The sequence below is a fragment of the Paenibacillus sp. 19GGS1-52 genome (assembly GCF_022369515.1).
Lineage (GTDB): Bacteria > Bacillota > Bacilli > Paenibacillales > Paenibacillaceae > Paenibacillus_AQ.
The window spans coordinates 5281775-5297690 of the sequence record NZ_CP059724.1; the positions used below are offsets into that span (position 1 = coordinate 5281775).

Genomic DNA, 15916 nt, shown 5'->3' on the forward strand with positions numbered 1-15916 from the left:
TTATTGCCTCATCGTAACAGGTACATTTATACTCTGCAGAAGCTTCTGCAGCATGGAATCCACACTGACATTGTCCAGACGCGACTCTGGACGCAGCAGAATGCGATGGCCGAGTGCAAACGGCGCGAGCACCTTCACATCATCGGGAAGCACATAATCACGTTCTTGCAAAAAGGCATAAGCTTTGCAAGCCATCATAAAAGACAACGAGGCCCGTGGACTGGCACCTAGCAGCACAAGCGGATGTTCTCTCGTCTGACGTACAACATCCAGCAGATAGTTCAGTACGGGATCGCTTATATAAATTTCACGAATCTCTTCTTGAATGGCGGCAATCTCCCCCATAGTTGTTACCGGCAGGAGTCTATCGAGAGGCTGTCCCTCCTGATGGCTCAGCAGTAGACTCTTCTCGGTTGCCGCATCAGGATAGCCTAAGCTCATTCGCAGCATAAAGCGGTCTAGCTGAGCCTCAGGCAGCGTATAGGTACCCTCGAAATCAATCGGATTCTGAGTGGCGCACAGCATGAACGGATGCGGCAGAGGATAAGTCTCGCCGTCCACGGTTACATTCCGCTCCTCCATGACTTCCAGAAGTGCGGACTGGGTCTTGGTTGTAGCACGGTTGATCTCATCAGCGAGCAAAATATTCGTCATGACTGGCCCTGGTCGAAAATGAAACATCTCATCCCGCGGATGATACACCGACACGCCGGTTATGTCACTCGGCAGAATATCCGGGTTGCATTGAATCCGGCGGTATTCGCCTGACATTGATCTTGAGAGTGCCCGAATCAGCTGGGTTTTGCCAGTTCCCGGCACATCCTCAATCAGGACATGCCCACCGGCAAGTAATGCCGTCAGCAATAATTGTATTTCAAATGATTTGCCTAGTATGCAGGATTCCAGATTAGTGCGAACAGCATGTACTATGTGCATTGATTCTTGACGTACGGGCATATATGGTAAACCTCCTATGTCAGAATAAGCATGATCATTTATATTTTACATGATTCAGGGACCCAAAGTACATTATTGCAGTGTATAAATTAAAGAAATATGTACAAGGACAAGTTGAAACGGCTTCGCCGTCCTTTATACGGACGGCACCCATTTCTTCGAGAAAGATAAGGATAAATTATTGCGTGAAACCTATAAATTGTTATATTTCAAAAAAAGCTGAAGCGAGGGCTCCAGCTTAACTTTTTTGAGGGATTCATACGTCATTTTATTCTCTTGACACCAGTGTGTTTCTAACCCTTTGGTCTTACCACTAAAGCTGCCAGGAATGAGAATACAATCGCTGACGAGATCCCGGCGCTAGTCAAACTGAACATGCCGGTGACTACTCCGATCCAACCGTCCTGTTCAAGTTCGGTTAATGCTCCGTGCACTAGGGAATTCCCAAAGCTGGTAATTGGGATGGATGCCCCTGCCCCAGCGAATTTGACCAAGGGGTCGTACAGCCCGAAAGCATCGGCAATGGCTCCTGCTACAACCAATGTACTCATCGTATGTGCTGGTGTCAGCGCCAATACATCGAACATCAACTGACCAATTACACAAATAGCCCCTCCTATTAAAAAGGCCCATAAATAAATCATACTCCTTCACCTCCGATTTCCAGGGCTACAGCATGTGCCACACAGGGAATGCTCTCGCCCTGCTGATAGGATAAAGGTGACAGCAAGGCGCCAGTTGCCACAATCAGCACCCGCTTCAGCTCCCCCTTCTTCATACGTTTCAGAATATGTCCATAAGTTACGACTGCAGAGCAGCCACAGCCACTTCCACCAGCGATCACATATTTTTGCTTGTCCAAATCATAAATAAGCAGACCGCAGTCATCAAATTGGGTTTGCTCCATTGGTATTCCCTCTTTTGCCAGCAAGGCTTTAGCTATGGGTAAGCCAACTGAAGCAAGGTCACCGGTGATAATTAAATCATAATATCCTGGGGAAAGGGTTGTGTCCCGGAAATGTGCGGTTATTGTATCTGCAGCTGCGGGCGCCATCGCTGTCCCCATATTAAAGGGGTCGGTAATATCTAAATCCATGACACGTCCGATGGTGGCTGATACGACCTGGATCCCTTTGCCAGAACCGTCATTTTTGCCGATAACTGCACAGCCAGAACCTGTTACTGTGTATTGGGCGGTTGGTGGTTTTTGAGAACCATATTCGGTCGGGTAACGGAACTGCTTCTCCACTGTACAATTGTGGCTTGAGGTTCCAGCCAGCACATATTTACTGCCCCCGGAATCTACAATCATTGAGGCGATTGCCAAGCTTTCCATAGAGGTAGAACAGGCGCCGAATACTCCGAGATAAGGGACACCCAGCTTCCTTGCTGCAAATGAACTACTGATAATCTGATTCATCAAATCTCCACCAACAAAAAATTCCAGCTGCTTCTCATCTATTCCTGCATTGTACAGCGCCAGCTGCGAAGCTTTCTCAAATAAGGTGCGTTCTGCCTTTTCCCAGGTTTTTTCCCCCATCTTCAAAGTGTCATAGATGAAGTCAAAATCTGCTGCTAACGGTCCTTCTCCCTCCTCGGGTCCGACCACGGCGGAAGAACCTAGAATTACGGGACGAGTAGTGAACTGCCAGGTCTGACTGCCGAGTTGCTGCATATCTTAGTGCCCACCTCCTAAGCCCAGAAAGGCATAGATTATTCCAATCACGAAGGCTGCCACAGCTCCAAACACAATTACAGAGCCGGCTAGCTTGAACATGTTCCCGCCAACCCCGAGCACCAGACCTTCGGCACGATGCTCAAGTGCTGCAGAGCACATACTATTGGCAAAACCTGTGACGGGCACCGCAGTGCCAGCGCCAGCCCATTGAGCCATTTTGTCGTACACTCCAAAACTGGTAAGTATAACCGAAATTAGAATCATCACAGCAACGGTAGGACTCGCCGCCTCCTTAGAGGTCATTCCGAAAATAGCCATAAAGGCCTCCTGTACGCCTTGTCCAATTACACAGATTAGGCCGCCCGAGAGGAAGGCCCGCAGACAGTTTTTAAATACAGGTCGTGCTGGCACAAATGGCTTGGACAATTTCTCATAATCCTGTGGAGTCAGGGTATCTAGCCGCAGCTTGACGCCAGATCTTTTGGTTTTTACTGGCAAAGAGAACACCTCCTGAAGTTAAACGAAGGGGGCCTCATGGCCTTTCATAGTACCTGTGTGGCCCCTCAAACTTGTCTTCGCTTAGAAGTTTCTCTTATTGTTAGCCATTTATCGCTCCGTTATGTCCCGCAAAGCTCAGGAAAAATACAGTAACACCACAACCAGCAGCATAAACAGAACAAATATCAGTACAGCTTCATTCTCCAAGCCGTACCGATACCGATGTCTCTTTGCCATTCTGCTGGCCTGTACGCTCCGAGAGTATACTGGTTTCCTTCCTTTCTGCATACTATCCGCTACCCTCATCCCAGATTCGCATCCTTTCTACTGCTCCTGCCATCAGAGCCACTACTGCATAGTATTCGGAGATATTGCGCCCGGTGTTCGTTTGCCTCAAGCATGGACAAGCGAGCCGACAATGTTCATACTGGATAAGATGATTAACAAAGGAGCGATACGAATATGAATCAAGAAACTTTGGATTTGTTCAAGACTCTGACTGAATTCCCCGCAGCTCCAGGCTTCGAACGCGAACTGCGTGCTTATGTCAAGGATGCTATGGCACCGTATACTGATGAATTCGTACAGGATCGTCTAGGCAGCCTGTTTGGCGTGCTGCGCGGTGAAGAGAATGGGCCCAAAATTATGGTAGCTGGGCATTTTGATGAGGTTGGTTTCATGGTAACTGGCATCACTGACAACGGAATGATCCGTTTCCAGCCGCTGGGTGGCTGGCTGTCCGCTGCTGTAGCTTCACAGCGACTGCAGATCATTACTCGCAAGGGAACGCTGACAGGCGTTGTGGGGAGCACTCCCATCCATCTGTTAAGTGATGAAGAGCGGAGCAAGACTGTAGATATCCGCAAGATGTACATTGATATTGGAGCAGACAGCCGCGAAGAAGCAGAAAGCTTCGGCGTTGCCCCGGGCCAGCAAATCCTGCCGATTTGTCCCTTTACTCCACTTGCCAACCCTAAGAAAATTATGGCTAAAGCTTGGGATAACCGCTACGGATTGGGTCTGGCCATTGAATTGGTTAAAGAGCTGCATGGTAAAAAGCTGCCAAATACCGTCTTCGCTGGGGCTACTGTACAGGAAGAAGTAGGATTGCGGGGAGCACGCACTGCGGCTAATCTGCTCTCACCTGACATTTTCTTCGGTCTGGATGCCAGCGCTGCTGCCGATATGACTGGAGACCGCCAAGCGTTCGGCCAGCTCGGTCAGGGCGCGTTGCTGCGCATTTATGACCCAACGATGGTCACCCACCGCGGACTGATCGAATACGTTCAAGATACGGCGGATACCCACCGGATCAAATATCAGTATTTTGTCTCCCAAGGGGGAACGGATGCTGGTCAGGTGCATGTCAGTGGAATCGGTGTACCGTCAGCAGTAATCGGTATCTGCTCACGATACATACACACGGCCTCGTCTGTAATTCACAGCGATGACTATGCAGCAGCCAAAGAACTGCTAATCAAGCTGGTAGAAGGGCTGGACCGCACAACGCTCCAGACGATTATTGAGAATAGCTGATGCTTCATCAGATGATATTAATATGACAAAAAGCCGTAGGGAGGATTATCTCCCTACGGCTTTTTCATATATTCAAGTGAATTATTTCTTCAGTTTGCCATATTCGGCCATAACGGATTGATGTACTTCATGGTCAGCAGCCATGCCGGTATACTTCGTAACGGCCGCCTCGACTCCTAGCTCGGCAATAGCAGCTTGAAGCTCTACCGCTTCTGGATCATCTGTTACGTCGAATAACAGAGCAGCAGCCATGGAACGGGTCAGTGCAGTATAGCTCAGCCCTCTCTCATAAGCCTGAAGCGCTGGTGACACCAGACGGTCGTTCGGAGACAGCTTCCGGAGCGGAGAACGGCCTACACGAGACACTTCATCGGTCAGCGCAGGGTTGCGGAAGCGTTCAAGGATTTTATCAATATATTTGCTGTGTTCAGCTTTATCGAAGCCATGCTTCTGCACCAATACGGCTCCGGTCTCCTCTAGCACTTCCCGTACCAGAGCGGTCAATGGCTCGTCAGACATCGCCTGTTGAATAGTTTCGTAGCCACGCAAGTAACCCAGATATGCAGCTGAGCAATGTCCAGTGTTCACTGTGAACAGCTTGCGTTCAATGTAAGGCTCCAGATTCTCCACATAATGAACACCCTCTATAGGCGTGTAGCCTGGAATCATTTCCGAGGAATCCACGACCCATTCATAAAAGGGCTCAACAACCACTTTTAGAATATCATCATGTTTCTGGAGCGGAACAATTCGGTCTACGGCCGCGTTAGGGAACGCCACAGAAGCATCTGCTTTGCGGCGGGTATCTTCATCCAGCTTCGCATACACGAGCTCTTTGAGCTGCGCACTCCCACCAATTGCATTCTCACAAGCGATGATATGCAGCGGTGCTGCAGAAACTGCCACCCGTTTGCTGATGCCTTCTGCAACTGTACCCGCAATAAATTTCAGGATGGATACGCCAACAGCTGTTGTAACTATATCCGCTTCGGCAATGGCTGCAGCCACCTCTGCGGCATGGGTTACGCTGCTGAGTGCTGTTACATTATTAACAATAACCGTTTCCTGTCCATCGCTGGCCAGTGTCACCGGATATTCTCCACGTTCCTGAAGCTGCGATACGAAATCCTCATTCACATCTACGAAGCATACTTCATAACCTGCCTTTGACAAGAGTAGACCGATGAACCCTCTGCCAATGTTGCCCGCACCAAAGTGTACAGCCTTCATTATTCAACGCCTCCTTCAAAGAGAGCAATAATATCAGCCGGAGTAGTAGCATTCATTACCCGATCAAGTGCACCATCTTCGGAGAAAATCATGGCTACATTCGTCAGTACTTCCATGTGTCCATCTCCCGCAGCTGCAATGCCAATGACGACAAAAGCGGGTTCATCTCCGCCAAAATCAACGCCATCCGGGAAGCGAACTACAGATAACCCAGTAGATTTGATAAAAGGTCTGGCCTCCTTGGTGCCGTGCGGAATTGCAAGCCCTTCGCCCATATAGGTCGATACTACCTCTTCACGCTCCAGCATCTTAGGGATATATTCCTCAGTAACATGTCCTGCAGCAACAAGCAGCTTACCCGCCATTGTGATGGCTTCGTATTTATCTTTTGCGGCACCATTCATTATTACTTTATCTTCTGACAGTATACTCATATGATTTCTCTCGCTTTCAAATTTTATTTTCAAAAAAACGCAGAAGCTCTGACGATAAGTATCGCCTGATCTCCGACTCCGTCCGTTCTTCCAACAACTTGACTAATTCAGAATTCAGCAGCAAGGCGCTAATTTCACTGAGCACTTCGAGACTCTCCTTAGACAACTTACGCGGGGCAAGCATGAGCAGAATCACTCTGACTTCAGTATCCCCCTCCAGTTGAACTGGCTGTCTCAGACGATATAAAGTCAACGAGGACATATGAATGTGACTGCTCCGTGTATGGAAAAGCGCGAGTCTTGTATCCGGGATGACTTGACTGGCCATTCTTTCCCGCTCCAGCAGACGCTCCAGCAGAATATCAGCATCTCCGATCACACCGCTGCCATTCAGCATATCCAGCATTTCCGACAGTGTTGCTCGCAGGCTCATTCCGGTGTTATCCAACGGGTGAAACCGGAAGCGTTCGAGCAAACTAACCATCTCATCCAAAATGCTTTTATGACTCTTCATTCTATCTAATGCCGCTTCCTCCTGTACCGATTTGTCAGGTTCGCCGGGTGAAGAAATCTTTCGCTCACTCAATGTAGTATTCTGAATATAGTTCAGCAGCTTTTCTATTTCTTCCCCTGACAGCAGGGGGCTAATTTTGATATACCGGTCTTTATCCAGTGGAAGATCAATCGTTGAAATAATCAGATCATAGGTATCCTCTGGCAGCCGTGCAGCCTCGTACCAGGAAATATTCCGCAAAATTTCAATCTGCGGCATCTCCTTCGTAAGCCTTGTAGCCAATAGCCGGGAAGAGCTTAACCCACTGGCACAGACGAGAATTGCCCGTACATTACGCCTAAGTTGATTCAATCTTTCCACGGATGCACCAAAGTGCATCACCAGAAATCCGATTTCCTCATCCGGAATTTCCGGCTCCATCTGCAAATCCTCAACCGCTGCCCGGATGATATTGAATAAGTATTCGTAATCTCTGCGTATGGGTCCGAGAAGGGGATTCCGTATACGGGTTCCTTCACGAATCCGTTTCAACGCCGGATCAATATGCTCAAGCAGACCTTCTCGTAGCGAGCGATCGCTTTGGAAGGAAATCCCCGTCCGCTTCACAACACTCTCCGTCAGTCTATATACAATTTCCATCAACTCAATATCTCCATAAGCAAAGCCTGCAGAGGAGAATGAATCCTGAACCTGGTCAAATAATCCGGCAATATAAACAATTTCAACCGCTGGAAAATGCAGACCCAAAGTCTCACCTAGCCGCTGCACATAAATCTCCGCACCTGCAATATTACGATGATCAGACAAACGTGCATACCCCGCCTCTTCAGCGCTATCAACACCTCTGTCTATCTCTATCCGCCTTGCAGTAACAGCCAGACCCAGCAGCAGCTCCATGTATACAATTTCCGGGAGTTCAGTTGTCCATTTCCACTCCATGTCCCATAACGTATTCTCCACGTCCATAAGATTACTCTTACCTACCGTGGACAAAAGCATCTTGAATATTGGATTCACATCAAGCTGCAAATTATGGCCTACCAAATCTGACAAATCAAGATGTTCAGCAGCCAGTCGGCAGATGGCCCGGCGTTTGTCTATCTCAGAACCGGTGATCTCCACACCGTATCCTCTTCTGCGTACCAGAAGTAAACCGAACTTTCGTACCCATGGCTCGAGTTCATCCAGATCATAGCTGATCGATGCAACGGTTACCTTCAAAGAATGAGCGAGGGAGTAGAGCTTCACAGGCTCCACCGCCTCCAGTAGAGCACATAACTCATATACTTTACGATCCTCGCCCGAGTACTCCGCCAGCTTTTCTTCCCGCAAAAAAAGACGCAGTTTCTCAAGACCGGCCTCAGGACCGTTCAATTGAAGGCCTTTTCCTGATTTCCTGCTCAAATCCAGCCCGAAATCCTGCAGGATCAACTCGATGTCTTCCATTTCCCGATGAACGGTTCTCACGCTTACACCGGTACCTGCCGCAATTTCAGCCGCCGTAATTCCCTCACTCACTCCTAAGAGGAGCAATATCATCTGGCGTTGCCTGGCGGTAATTTTCCTCATATCTGGGGACCCTCACCTTAAATGGAGACAAACGCTGGCTTTGTCAGCCAGCGTCTCCTATATTCACCATTTTATACGTTTAAAATATCAATGTACAATTTCGCCACTTACTTCAGACGTTCCACGAGTTCATCATATTTAGGACTCTTCAGGAAGTTGTCAATAGAGATGTGCTCTGCATTTGGACTGTTGGCAATTGCACGATCTGTCAGCGTCTTCTGGGTAACCACGATATCGGCGTCTGCCGGAATTTCACTGACTGCAGAGTTAACGACTGTAATGTTAATACCTGCTGCTTGCAATTTCTTTCTAAGTACAGAAGCGCCCATGGCACTGGAACCCATACCTGCGTCGCAAGCGAAGACAATTTTGTTAACATCAGCTTTGTTGCGAACATTAGCTGCAATAATAGGGGATGTAGCTGCAGTCTGAGCAGCTGTACCAGCAGTTTTCATGTCTTTGACTTTAGCTGCTGCTGCTTCCAAATCCATCTCTTCTTCATCGTTCTTGCGCACTGTCTTCAGAAGTACGGAAGCCAGCAGGAAGGATACGACCGTTGCTACAACGACACCGGACAGCATCGGTAGATAGCCACCCTTTGGCGTCATGGCGAAGTAAGCAAAGATACTACCAGGCGATGGTGAAGCTACCAGACCTGCACCAAGCAATTGGAAAGTAAACGTACCGGAAACACCACCGCCGATAACTGCCAGGATCAGACGGGGATTCATCAAGATGTACGGGAAGTAAATTTCATGAATACCACCCAGGAAGTGAATGATGATCGCCCCTGGAGCGGAAGATTTAGCAGAACCACGACCCACTAGCCAGTAAGCAAGCAAGATACCAAGACCAGGACCTGGGTTGGATTCCAGCATGAACAGAATGGATTTACCTACCTTTGAGGCCTCGCCAAGGGCGATAGGACTAAGGATACCTTGGTTAATTGCGTTGTTCAGGAATAATACTTTTGCTGGCTCAATGATGATGTTGATCAGAGGCAGCAGATTATGGTCAACCAGGACTTGAACACCATCGGACAGGACGTTGGTCAGACCTTGAATTACCGGTCCAATACCTTTGAGTGCGCCTATTGAAAGTGCACCACCGATAATACCAAGCGAGAAGTTGTTGACCAGCATTTCGAAACCAGCTTTGATTTTGCCTTCGACTGCTTTATCAAACTGCATTAGAATCCATGCGGACAAAGGACCCACGATCATAGCTCCGAGGAACATTGGCACCGTTGTACCCACGATAACCCCCATGGTTACTGTTGCACCGATAACGCCTCCGCGTTTGCCGTGTACCATTGTACCGCCTGTATAACCAATCAGCAGCGGCAGCAGGTAGGTAATCATTGGTCCTACCAGTGCGGCAAGACTTGCATTTGGAATCCAGCCTGTTGGAATAAATAATGCCGTAATTAAACCCCATGCGATAAAAGCGCCGATATTCGGCAATACCATACCGCTGAGCATGCGGCCGAATTGTTGAAGTTTCACCCTTGCACCACCGGATGAAGTTTGCTTAGTTGCCGTTGTGGCCATTTGAAATGCCCCCTTAAATTATTGAATGGGACTCCTTTGCTGTTAAGCTTTGTTAAAGGTCATCCCCTATGTACACATCCTAAATCAAAGCGCTTTCTTTGTCACCAAATTGAAAACACGGTTTCGTCATGAACGTTGTTGACAACATTTAAGAGCGCTTTCTAAGAAGAAACGGAAGCCCGCATAGATCGCTTGGCTCCCGCAATTTCACCTGTATTAAATTTCGAATTCAATATTTGCTAGAAACGATACGATTGGATGCCCAGCTCTTTCATTAAAGCGGTATCCTCACGGTAGCGGTGATAACTGTCACCAACTATATCACCATTTATACCCTGCCCGGAATGCGAGAGAACGTATCCATAACCGTCAAATCATATCCAGCGGAACCTTCCAGGACGGTCTTGGAAAAGCATCCTCCAGTTTCCACAAATCATCTTTAGTGAAGGTAATCAACCCGGCAGCCGCATTCTCAGCAACATGCTTCATTGTGCCTGCTTTGGGGATGGCGATAATATCCCCGTCACGGATCGACCAAGCTAGCAGCACTTGTAGCGGTGAGACTCCGTGAGTAAGGGCTATCTCCTGCACGGCCTCACTCTCAAGCAGTCCTTTGCGAAGTGAGCCGGCTTGAGCCAATGGAGAGTACGCCATTACCGGTATCTTGTGACCTCTTAACCAGGGCAGCAGCTCATGTTCAATTCCTCTGGAGCCCAAATGGTAGAGTACCTGGTTCGTGACACAATGAGTTCCCTCAGCTATATGCAGCAGTTCCTTCATATCGCCCATGTCGAGATTAGATACGCCCCATCTGGCTATTTTGCCTGCAGCCACCAGCTTCTCCATGCCTTCCACGGTTTCCTCAAGCGGAATATTTCCCCGCCAGTGAAGCAGGTAAAGATCCAGATGATCGGTCTTCAGTCGGCTCAGACTTTCTTCGCAGCTGCGGGCAAGATGCTCGTTCCCAGCATGATACGGATAGACCTTGGATACAAGAAATACTTTTTCCCTGATCCCTTCTAAAGCTTCTCCAACCAGCTCCTCCGATCGCCCATCTCCATACATTTCAGCTGTATCTATCAGATCCAGACCTAGCTCCACGCCCAGTCTCAAAGCTGCGATCTCTTCTTCCCTGTGGGCCTCGCTATCGCCCATAAACCAGGTTCCCTGCCCAATCCTGGGCACAGAAGCCCCATCCGAAAGCAGCAGCCGGTTAGAAATATCCCTATTCATATTTAAAGTCCCCTTAGAGATCAATTGTTTACTTATTATACTTACCACGTTATGCATTTCAAAAACATGGATAAGTGTCCAAATATTTAATTATCTTAGGCGATTACCTTAAGACCTACTGCCGCCCCCAGAATCATGAGGATACAAGCAATCCGCCGCAGATCTCGTGCTTCTCCATGCAGCAGCATACCCAGAAATGCTCCTCCGGAGGCGCCGATTCCCGTCCACACCGCATAGGCTGTCCCCATTGGCAGGTTCTTCATGGCCAGTGACAGTAGAACAAAGCTCCCTCCAAAACCAAGAAAAAGTTTAACCACACCTTGCCAGCTGCGTTTCTTATGCAACTGACTAATCATCGTCACCCCATACATTTCGAATAGTCCAGCTATGACAAGAAATAACCAAGCCATTTAGGACACCTCCTTAACAGTGTTGTCAGGAGTGACCATTTTTAAGCCTATCACACCGGTTAGCAGCAGAAGCACTAAGATCATCGTCATAAGCTTAAACGGTTCACCAAAGAATAGAGTGTCCGCTAGCACCGTTCCGGCAGATCCCAGTCCTGCAAATACAGAATATACCGTGCCAACTGGCAGTGTCTTGCTTGCCGAGATCATCACACTGAAGCTGGCTGCAATCGCTATTACTGTAATAAGCCACTCCCACGGTGTGTCTGCATGCTTCAACCCTATGACCCAAAGCACCTCTAGCACAGCAGCGCCAACAACCTTTACCCAGCCTGAATTCCTCTTCATTTCTTTCTCCTCCTAACACAAATAAGCCCGGAAGGTCATCGTCATCTCTGACGATTCCTCCCGGGCTTTTATCCCTCCGTGTAGACACGAGCCTGCTCATTCACAGGTTCATGCGTTTTCCCTCGGACCAGCCAGCCTATGTAGCAACTGCGGAACCCTAGAAAACAAAACAACTATTAAGTTACATCACATGTTAGCAAATTAGGGTCAAAAAAACAACCCTCCAGCACAATCAGTACTCCCCAAGGCTCAAGGACAAGGGAATCAGCCTGCTTCACAGCAGACCCTGATAAGAGCTCCACACCATCACCATATGCATACACCACGGAAGCCGCCGTTTCCGAGTAATTGAAATAGTAACGTACAGCTTTGTTATCACTGTTATAACCCGATTTCACGATGATTGGATAAGCAAGCTCCTGATTGCTGTCCCATAATCCAGCCTCTTGCACAGCGACTTTCAGCACACTTCCTGCTACATCAGGGCTTGTCATACATCCCATATAAGTCGCTGTCCCCTGACCATAACGGTTGCGAGTCACAGCGGCGTATGCGCCCCAATGCGGATGATCGTAACTTAGCAGCACCTCAGCCGTGGTCGGAGTGAGCAATTCCATCCAAGTTTCTATCCTTCTATCCTCTGTTCCCAGATCCAGACTGCCACTCTTCAAGCCCACCTCATGAGGGGTAACGAACATGCTGTAGCCTATACCACAGGCCTCACTGATGATCCCCGGCTGCTGAGTGCTCCGAACCTTGACGTTCTCATTGGCAAAGCCGCTTTTGAAGGAATACACTACATGTCCGCCTTGGTGCACATAGTCATTCAATTGCTCCAAATGTACATCCTCCACGGCATAAAGCGCCGGAACTACAATCAGGCTGTATTGGCTTAGATTATGAAATGAAGGCTGAATAAAATCACATTCGACATTCATCCGGTACAATTCATCATACAGCCAGCGTACTACATCGTTATAAGTCTTCCCGTCAGGCAGCTTGAACCATTCCATCGCCGTCAATGCCTCGTTGCTGACCATCACGGCAACCCTATTCTCCTTGCGCAAATCGACTAGCTGCTGACTTAAAGCTTGGAAATCCCGGCCAATCGTCATAGCCTCGTTGTATACCGGATTGGGCTTGAAATCATGGCTCAACAGGCCTTTCCAATAGGTCTCGAACGAATTATGGATGGAGTGCCAATGCCAGTATGCTACCATGTTCGCACCAGAGGCGAGATGGCTGAAGGCTTGTTGCCTTAATTGACCTGGAAACGGAGTCCAGTTAGGAAAGGCTTGCGCCTGTGTCTCCAGAACAAGGTAATTGCTGCGCTTCAGCGACCGTGCCATATCGCCGCCAAAAGATATCTCCGTGCCAGTCAGCTCATGCTGAGACGGATGGTAAATATCCACACCAACAATATCAAAAGGCTCGGCCGCGGCAAAATGATCTACTGACGGCTGCACACCAAACGAATATCCCCGCCACTCAAAATCAAAATTCTGCGTCACAAATTGTCCGGGTTGTTTAAACTCATTCACCAGTGCTACCTGCCAAGCCAGAAATTGGTTAACCAGCCCTCGCTGAAATTTGGCGAACTCCGCCCCAAGACTGCCATTAATGGTACCAACCACCGAAGGAAAGTCCTCCCAGCTGTTGATCCGGTTGCTCCAGTAATCCAGACCGAAACACTCATTGATATTCTCCAGCGTGCCGAATTTCTCACGCATATATTTGACGAACTGCAGCTGAACATTATCACCTGCAGTATCATAGTGCTTAGTCTCGTTATCGGTCTGATAGCCGATGACCGCAGGATGCTTGCTCACGCGGCCAATCAGCTTGCGGATAATCCGCTCCGCATGGAACAGATAGACTGGATTCGTGATGTCCATAATCTGGCGGGCGCCATAACGTCCGAGCCCTCTGGGAGTTACTGCCAATACATCCGGATGCTCCTTGACCAGCCAAGTCGGGACGGCGTAAGTAGGTGTCCCCACAATAACTTCAATTCCGGCAGCGTACATAGCGTCCAGTACTCGGTCCACCGAAGTAAAGTCGAATACGCCATTTTGCGGCTCATGGGTACTCCAGGTGGACTCCGCAATGCGGACTACGTTAATGCCAGCTTCCTTCATCATGGCGATATCTTCAGCGAGTCGCTCATAAGGCATATATTCATCGTAATAGGCAACGCCATACCGTAGTTTACTCATCCTTTTAGATTCCTTTCTGTCTAGCCTTTAATTGCACCTTCCGCAATCCCCTGCATAATGAATTTTTGGAAGAATGCATAGATGACGATAACCGGAAGTGCAGTCAAGACGAGCGCCGCCAGAATCAGCGACCATTCCTTGTTATATTCGCCAAACAACGTGTTCGTGGACAGAATCAGCGTATATTTGGTTGAATCGGTTAGCATAAGTAAAGGCAGTAGAAAGTCATTCCAGATCCACAAAAAGTCGAGAATCGCAATCGTTACTGTGATGGGCAGCAAGAGCGGAAAGATAATGCGGAAGAAGGTCTGAAATTCTCCACAGCCGTCAATACGTGCGGCTTCTTCCAGCTCGCGGGGAATGGACTTCACAAACCCATGGTATAGAAAGATCGCCATATTCACGCCAAGGCCGATATAAATAATGGCCAGACCATAGGTACTGCCGCTAACATGCAGGTTTTTGGCCATCCGGGTCAGTGGAATCATAATGGAATGAAAAGGGACCAGCATCGAAGCAATAAACAGGAAGAAGATCATGTTGCTCAGCCTGCCGCTAGTTCGTGACAGCTTGTAGCCGGCCAAAGCCGCACAAAACACGATTCCACCTATGCCGATCACAGAAACAATAGCAGAGTTGAGTGTACTATTCAAAAGATTGATTTTATCAAAAGCCTGGCTGTAGTTCTCAAAATGCAGCTTGGTGGGCAAAGCTATAAAAGAAGAGAACATCTCTCCCTGCGTCTTCACCGAATTAATAACGGCCAGATAGATCGGAAAAAATGAAATGATAGCGCCTACACAAAGAAACAACGTAATGAATAAATCCGTTACTTTTTTCTGTCTCATGCTTCCACCTCTTTTTTCTTCATGACTCTGATCTGAATGAAGGTGAAGATTAAGATAATAATGAACAGAATGACGGATTTAGCACTTGCATAACCGTAACGGAAATTGTTGGAGAAAGCTTCTTCATAAATGTTCATCGTTATCACCTGTGTACTGCGTCCGGGACCTCCGCCAGTGAGACCGTAGACCACCTCGTACACTTTAAAGGCTCCATTAAGAGTGAGAAAGAAACAAATCGTAATTGCATGTGTAATCATCGGCATCGTTACATTACGGAATGCCTGAAATGGGGTTGCTCCATCAATATGCGCAGCTTCTTTCAAGCTTTGCGGTACGCCCTGCAGAGCTGCCAAATATATAATCATCATATAGCCGACACCATTCCACAGCGATACGATAATAATCGAATAGAAAGAATACTTCGGATCTCCAATCCATAACTGATCGAGGAATTTCATAACGGTCTTCTCCGCGATTTGCGGCAGTACCTGAGAGAACACGAAGGTCCACATAAAGGCACTTATGATGGTGCTGATCATATTTGGCATAAAGAAGATCGTACGAAAGAAGCCCTTGGTTCTTGTTTTAGATTCAATAAATACGGCTAGTAATAGAGCCAGCACATTTTGCAGCACAACCATAAATAGCACATATTTAAGTGTAAACAGTAATGAATTCACAAAGTCCGGGTCTTCACGCAGCGCTTCGATAAAATTGGCGAGACCATTAAAAGAATAGTTCGGGTTCAACCCGTTCCAGTCCGTAAAGCTGTAATACATGCCGCCAATCGTCGGAATCAGCAGAAACAAGGTGTAGAAGATAAAAGCAGGTGCAATGAAAGCAAGCAATGAAATATATTTTCTGTAGCTCTTAATAGGCACAGTATGATCCCCTCTCC

16 protein-coding genes and 1 riboswitch are annotated in these 15916 nt (G+C 48.0%); of the genes, 1 reads left to right on the forward strand and 15 read right to left on the reverse strand.

The window, feature by feature from the left end:
- From H1230_RS24460 to spoVAC, 4 genes are all read right to left on the reverse strand, one after another.
- The gene (locus H1230_RS24460) at positions 1 to 957 is read right to left on the reverse strand and encodes an AAA family ATPase (protein ID WP_239712447.1); all 957 of its coding nucleotides are present in this window, start codon (positions 955 to 957) and stop codon (positions 1 to 3) included.
- A 293-nt stretch (positions 958 to 1250) separates the two neighbouring features.
- Positions 1251 to 1601, reverse strand: coding sequence for a stage V sporulation protein AE (gene spoVAE / locus H1230_RS24465; protein ID WP_239712448.1), 351 nt, complete (start codon positions 1599 to 1601; stop codon positions 1251 to 1253).
- Positions 1598 to 2632 carry a stage V sporulation protein AD gene (gene spoVAD, locus H1230_RS24470; protein WP_239712449.1) on the reverse strand — a complete coding sequence of 345 codons (1035 nt, stop codon included), beginning with the start codon at positions 2630 to 2632 and terminating at the stop codon, positions 1598 to 1600. The genes spoVAE and spoVAD overlap by 4 nt, the downstream gene beginning before the upstream one ends.
- Before the next feature lie 3 nt (positions 2633 to 2635).
- Entirely contained in the window at positions 2636 to 3085 is a 450-nt protein-coding gene (spoVAC, locus tag H1230_RS24475; protein WP_481857187.1) for a stage V sporulation protein AC, read from the reverse strand.
- 510 nt (positions 3086 to 3595) lie between these two features.
- Between spoVAC and H1230_RS24480 the strand changes: the two genes are divergently transcribed.
- Entirely contained in the window at positions 3596 to 4669 is a 1074-nt protein-coding gene (locus tag H1230_RS24480) for a M42 family metallopeptidase (protein ID WP_239712451.1), read from the forward strand.
- 81 nt (positions 4670 to 4750) lie between these two features.
- Here H1230_RS24480 and H1230_RS24485 read toward each other — a convergent pair whose 3' ends face one another.
- From H1230_RS24485 to H1230_RS24535, 11 genes are all read right to left on the reverse strand, one after another.
- The gene (locus H1230_RS24485; protein WP_239712452.1) at positions 4751 to 5899 is read right to left on the reverse strand and encodes a mannitol-1-phosphate 5-dehydrogenase; all 1149 of its coding nucleotides are present in this window, start codon (positions 5897 to 5899) and stop codon (positions 4751 to 4753) included.
- Complete coding sequence (locus H1230_RS24490) at positions 5899 to 6333, reverse strand: PTS mannitol transporter subunit IIA (protein WP_239712453.1); 435 nt, start codon at positions 6331 to 6333, stop codon at positions 5899 to 5901. The genes H1230_RS24485 and H1230_RS24490 overlap by 1 nt, the downstream gene beginning before the upstream one ends.
- Before the next feature lie 16 nt (positions 6334 to 6349).
- Positions 6350 to 8416: a BglG family transcription antiterminator gene (locus H1230_RS24495; protein ID WP_239712454.1), complete on the reverse strand. Its 2067-nt coding sequence runs from the start codon at positions 8414 to 8416 to the stop codon at positions 6350 to 6352.
- A 107-nt stretch (positions 8417 to 8523) separates the two neighbouring features.
- Positions 8524 to 9966 (reverse strand): PTS mannitol transporter subunit IIBC, encoded by a 1443-nt coding sequence (locus H1230_RS24500; RefSeq protein ID WP_239712455.1) that lies wholly within the window; start codon positions 9964 to 9966, stop codon positions 8524 to 8526.
- 239 nt (positions 9967 to 10205) lie between these two features.
- Entirely contained in the window at positions 10206 to 10298 is a 93-nt protein-coding gene (locus tag H1230_RS31755) for a family 1 glycosylhydrolase (RefSeq protein ID WP_481857188.1), read from the reverse strand.
- Between the two features lie 37 nt (positions 10299 to 10335).
- Complete coding sequence (locus H1230_RS24510) at positions 10336 to 11199, reverse strand: aldo/keto reductase (protein WP_239712456.1); 864 nt, start codon at positions 11197 to 11199, stop codon at positions 10336 to 10338.
- A gap of 95 nt (positions 11200 to 11294) precedes the next feature.
- Positions 11295 to 11609, reverse strand: coding sequence for a DMT family transporter (locus H1230_RS24515; protein WP_239712457.1), 315 nt, complete (start codon positions 11607 to 11609; stop codon positions 11295 to 11297).
- Positions 11610 to 11954, reverse strand: a complete 345-nt coding sequence (locus tag H1230_RS24520; RefSeq protein ID WP_239712458.1) for a DMT family transporter — start codon at positions 11952 to 11954, stop codon at positions 11610 to 11612. It abuts the gene before it with no gap.
- 55 nt (positions 11955 to 12009) lie between these two features.
- Positions 12010 to 12126: riboswitch (guanidine-I (ykkC/yxkD leader) on the reverse strand.
- A 4-nt stretch (positions 12127 to 12130) separates the two neighbouring features.
- Positions 12131 to 14170 (reverse strand): beta-galactosidase, encoded by a 2040-nt coding sequence (locus H1230_RS24525; protein ID WP_239712459.1) that lies wholly within the window; start codon positions 14168 to 14170, stop codon positions 12131 to 12133.
- 20 nt (positions 14171 to 14190) lie between these two features.
- Positions 14191 to 15018, reverse strand: coding sequence for a carbohydrate ABC transporter permease (locus H1230_RS24530; protein WP_239712460.1), 828 nt, complete (start codon positions 15016 to 15018; stop codon positions 14191 to 14193).
- Positions 15015 to 15899 carry a carbohydrate ABC transporter permease gene (locus H1230_RS24535; protein ID WP_239712461.1) on the reverse strand — a complete coding sequence of 295 codons (885 nt, stop codon included), beginning with the start codon at positions 15897 to 15899 and terminating at the stop codon, positions 15015 to 15017. Before H1230_RS24535 ends, H1230_RS24530 begins: the two co-directional genes overlap by 4 nt.
- Positions 15900 to 15916: the final 17 nt, after the last annotated feature.

Bases quoted from the DNA above. Each gene is read 5' to 3' on its own strand.
- H1230_RS24460 (WP_239712447.1), bottom strand. From the start codon at position 957: ATGCCCGTACGTCAAGAATCAATGCACATAGTACATGCTGTTCGCACT.
- spoVAE (WP_239712448.1), bottom strand. From the start codon at position 1,601: ATGATTTATTTATGGGCCTTTTTAATAGGAGGGGCTATTTGTGTAATT.
- spoVAD (WP_239712449.1), bottom strand. From the start codon at position 2,632: ATGCAGCAACTCGGCAGTCAGACCTGGCAGTTCACTACTCGTCCCGTA.
- H1230_RS24480 (WP_239712451.1), top strand. From the start codon at position 3,596: ATGAATCAAGAAACTTTGGATTTGTTCAAGACTCTGACTGAATTCCCC.
- H1230_RS24485 (WP_239712452.1), bottom strand. From the start codon at position 5,899: ATGAAGGCTGTACACTTTGGTGCGGGCAACATTGGCAGAGGGTTCATC.
- H1230_RS24490 (WP_239712453.1), bottom strand. From the start codon at position 6,333: ATGAGTATACTGTCAGAAGATAAAGTAATAATGAATGGTGCCGCAAAA.
- H1230_RS24495 (WP_239712454.1), bottom strand. From the start codon at position 8,416: ATGAGGAAAATTACCGCCAGGCAACGCCAGATGATATTGCTCCTCTTA.
- H1230_RS24500 (WP_239712455.1), bottom strand. From the start codon at position 9,966: ATGGCCACAACGGCAACTAAGCAAACTTCATCCGGTGGTGCAAGGGTG.
- H1230_RS24510 (WP_239712456.1), bottom strand. From the start codon at position 11,199: ATGAATAGGGATATTTCTAACCGGCTGCTGCTTTCGGATGGGGCTTCT.
- H1230_RS24515 (WP_239712457.1), bottom strand. From the start codon at position 11,609: ATGGCTTGGTTATTTCTTGTCATAGCTGGACTATTCGAAATGTATGGG.
- H1230_RS24520 (WP_239712458.1), bottom strand. From the start codon at position 11,954: ATGAAGAGGAATTCAGGCTGGGTAAAGGTTGTTGGCGCTGCTGTGCTA.
- H1230_RS24525 (WP_239712459.1), bottom strand. From the start codon at position 14,170: ATGAGTAAACTACGGTATGGCGTTGCCTATTACGATGAATATATGCCT.
- H1230_RS24530 (WP_239712460.1), bottom strand. From the start codon at position 15,018: ATGAGACAGAAAAAAGTAACGGATTTATTCATTACGTTGTTTCTTTGT.